General features: G+C 60.7%; 4 protein-coding genes and 1 pseudogene. 2 read left to right on the top strand and 3 right to left on the bottom strand.

Going from position 1 to position 3,113, the window contains the following annotated elements; genetic code table 11:
• Nucleotides 1–387: molybdopterin cofactor-binding domain-containing protein (locus AB4Z46_RS35115; protein WP_442288173.1), on the top strand; the 387-nt coding region annotated here is incomplete at its 5' end.
• Between the two features lie 106 nt (nucleotides 388–493).
• On the opposite strand, the gene AB4Z46_RS35110 is transcribed toward AB4Z46_RS35115, so the two are convergent.
• From AB4Z46_RS35110 to AB4Z46_RS35100, 3 genes are all read right to left on the bottom strand, one after another.
• On the bottom strand, nucleotides 494–943 hold the full coding sequence (locus tag AB4Z46_RS35110) for a hypothetical protein (RefSeq protein ID WP_442288172.1): 450 nt from the start codon (nucleotides 941–943) through the stop codon (nucleotides 494–496).
• 148 nt (nucleotides 944–1,091) lie between these two features.
• Nucleotides 1,092–1,523, bottom strand: coding sequence for a hypothetical protein (locus AB4Z46_RS35105; RefSeq protein ID WP_442288171.1), 432 nt, complete (start codon nucleotides 1,521–1,523; stop codon nucleotides 1,092–1,094).
• Nucleotides 1,520–2,539, bottom strand: coding sequence for a PAAR domain-containing protein (locus tag AB4Z46_RS35100; protein WP_442288170.1), 1,020 nt, complete (start codon nucleotides 2,537–2,539; stop codon nucleotides 1,520–1,522). Before AB4Z46_RS35100 ends, AB4Z46_RS35105 begins: the two co-directional genes overlap by 4 nt.
• A 227-nt stretch (nucleotides 2,540–2,766) precedes the next feature.
• Here AB4Z46_RS35100 and AB4Z46_RS35095 point away from each other — a divergent pair.
• Nucleotides 2,767–3,113: pseudogene (locus AB4Z46_RS35095) on the top strand (xanthine dehydrogenase family protein molybdopterin-binding subunit); the annotation flags it as partial.

Here is a 3,113-nt window from a genome sequence, read left to right as displayed (position 1 = left end):
GTGGTGGCCTATGTCGTCGAAGCCTCGGTGAAGGACGGCACGCCCACATTGCACCAAGTGACGGCGGGCGTGCACTGCAACCTGGCGGTCAACCCGCAGAGCGTGGAAGCGCAAGTGCAGGGGGCGGCGGTGATGGGGCTGTCGATGTGTCTGCCGGGGGCTGCGATCACGCTGAAGGATGGGGTGGTGCAGCAAAGCAACTTCGGGGACTTCGTCGTGCCGCGCATCACCGACATGCCGCAGATCGCCGTGCACATCGTGCCCAGCGCCGACGCGCCTACCGGCATGGGCGAGCCGGGGTTGCCGCCGCTGGCGCCGGCGTTTGCGAATGCGGTGGCGGCGATCACGGGCAAGCCGGTGCGGGCGTTGCCGTTCAAGCTGGCTTGAGTGCGCCTTGGCGCGATGAAGCTGAGATCGAAGCCTATGCGAGGGGCGTGAGGCCGGACGGCCCCATTCCTTGCGCGACAGTTTGACGGCCGGCGGCTTCGGCCACCTAGTGCTTGAAGCCAGGGATTGGGACCGGGTTGCAATCGGGCAGCTTCAGCGCGTCGTAGTCGAGATGGAACTGCAGAAAGACGTAGTCCCCATCTGTCGGAAAGACGCTCGACGCTGTTTTCAGATCCAGATTCTTGGGCTGAAGTCGCTTGTATGCCCGAGTCACATTTGCGGCACGAAGTCTTGCCAGTCTCTTGGCCTCGGAAAGTGGTCTGGCTTTCACGTTGATTGAAGCTGTGCCTTCGATGGATACCTCGATGTACTTGGCGTAGGTCGAGTTTGCTCTATCTATGAACACAGCCAACTTCGCCACTTGATCCGGTTCAAGGTCGACAGAACTTTCGGCGAAGGACAGTCTTTCCACCATGAGAGGTTTGCAAGCCAAGGCAGTGCCGCACCCCATCAGCAGCGCGATGACGGACAGTAGGCTATTCAATGAGGATTTCATGGGTGCCGGAGACAAGTAGGGCGAAGTGCGCCCAAGTGAGAGCTTCCTGCGTCAGCGCGCCGAGCCGAGGTCCGGTAGTGCTCAACGCGGGAGACACGGGGTCGGAACTGGGTTCGGGAAGGTTCAGTCCCCTCAGACCAGTTGCGCGCTAGGGACAGCACGACTGAGTTTTTGTGCAGGTTGGTTGAATGCCTATCGCTACCACATCAACCGTATCTTGGAAGGTCGGAGAGGCGGTGCTCGATTCAGTTATCGACGTGCGAATGGGGGAGTGAGCTGGATCGCCTTGATCAATCAGACGAACGATATTTGAGGCGCGCTCTCGAGCAAGATGCATGCTTCGCGCGTTTCCTCTTTCCGCCTTCACGAATATCCACAAGTAGTCGATCCCTAGTGACGCGTTCTCTCCGATTTTCCAGATCGAGTACCACTCCACGAGGGAGCGAATTTGTGCAACCTCCAATGTTGAGCTGCCAGGGTTCAGGTGAACTTCATGCTCAAGGTCGCCGGGCCTGCACGCTAGAGCCAATGAGGTTGCCAGCAGGCATGACAGGCTGATGATGGTTTTCTTGATGATCATTCTTCTACCCCGACTATGTAGGAGGCAATGCTGTCTGCGTTGGACAGAAGGGCGACGCGGTTCTCGATGAACTTCGCTTGCGCGAGTGATTGCCTGCTGGTGTACCAGGTGTCGTGCGAGCTGAAGGTGTCGTCGAAGTGTGTGACTTCGTGGACCAAGGTTAGGAGCTGGGTGTCGCCGGGGAGAACCGTCTGAGTGCCGAATTTCACAATGTTCTGCTCCAAGCCGCAAAACTTGGGGGCAATCGCAATAGTGCGCGTTGCCAGATCCGGCTTGCAAACCGCGGCGACTGTGCCTCCATCAGCGTTGCTTGGGAACGTGCAACCAAGGTGTTTTGAATGGCCGGCTGAATACCTCACGAAGTTCTCGGCCTTGAGCCCTCTAAGGACACGCTCACAGGCACCGATTCCCTTGCGGAGGTATGCACGAACGTCTTCGCCTGAGTGACCGAACCACTTCTTCACGCGGACTTGCGCGTGTGAATCCCAGCGATCGAGTTCAGAGAGCCGTTGCGAGATCAGCGCGACTGCATCGTCACGCGTCTTCAGAATCCTGTCGCAGAACTCCCGGTTGGTCATATTCGGACAGATGTTCTCCGTCTGCTCCGCCTCGGGTGGGTACGTCACCTCCGAATCGACCAGCCTCTTGCTTGCGGCCATTGTGGACCTGTCCGCGCTCAGCCACCCCGGCACGAGCATATGGGGCTCCAGATCGCCAGCGCCACCACCCATGTCGTCGACCCACGAGGTGTGCACCAGCGTCGCGATGAGCGGCGGGGGCACGGGGCAATGGCAAATCACCACATCGCCCTCCAATGCCACTTCCGAGATGAACTCCATGCGGCGGGGCCCGCCTGCCTTCGCGATGATGCCCACGCTGTTGCAGCCCTCGCAGTAGGCGCGCCCACCGATCAGGGCGACCTGGTGGCCATGAAGGGTGTACTCGCGGCTGCTGTAGGGCAGCACGGCGCCGCCCGGCGCCGGTGGGTCGCCGACGACGACCATCTTTCTCATCATTGCTTGTCTCCCTGTTTTACAGGCGTCGAAAGCAGTCGATCTTTCGAACTGCGCGCGCCTGGGCGGCAGATGATCAACCTCCGATGCGCGGCATTGGCGTGGCCTCAGGAAGTTCACGCGTTTCCCACGCGAGCTCAGGCGTTTTCGTGTTGGTAGACGCGAGGTTTCTCGATGAACAAGATAAGCATCAGCGAGGCCGCAGCCGGACGGGTATTGCTGCCGCCAATTCCGCCTTCGTCATGGAGACGCTGCTAGACGAGATCGCCCGCACGACGAAGCAGGACCCGGTCGCCTACCGCCTGAAGCTCATCGGCGACCAGCACCCGCGCCACAGAGCGGCGCTGCAGCTCGCCGTGGACAACTCCGGCTACGGCAAGAAGAAGCTCGAAGCGGGCCGGGCCTGGGGCGTGGCGGTGCACGAGTCTTTCGACTCGGTGGTGGCCTATGTCGTCGAAGCCTCGGTGAAGGACGGCACGCCCACATTGCACCAAGTGACGGCGGGCGTGCACTGCAACCTGGCGGTCAACCCGCAGAGCGTGGAAGCGCAAGTGCAGGGGGCGGCGGTGATGGGGCT

The sequence above is a fragment of the Variovorax sp. M-6 genome (genome assembly GCF_052114385.1).
Taxonomy (GTDB): Bacteria; Pseudomonadota; Gammaproteobacteria; order Burkholderiales; family Burkholderiaceae_C; genus Variovorax.
Note: the sequence above shows the minus strand (reverse complement) of the source record. Positions and strands in the feature narration are given on the sequence as shown.

Excerpts from the sequence above, each read along its gene's own strand:
- AB4Z46_RS35100 (WP_442288170.1), bottom strand. The coding sequence starts at position 2,539 with ATGATGAGAAAGATGGTCGTCGTCGGCGACCCACCGGCGCCGGGCGGC.
- AB4Z46_RS35105 (WP_442288171.1), bottom strand. The coding sequence starts at position 1,523 with ATGATCATCAAGAAAACCATCATCAGCCTGTCATGCCTGCTGGCAACC.
- AB4Z46_RS35110 (WP_442288172.1), bottom strand. The coding sequence starts at position 943 with ATGAAATCCTCATTGAATAGCCTACTGTCCGTCATCGCGCTGCTGATG.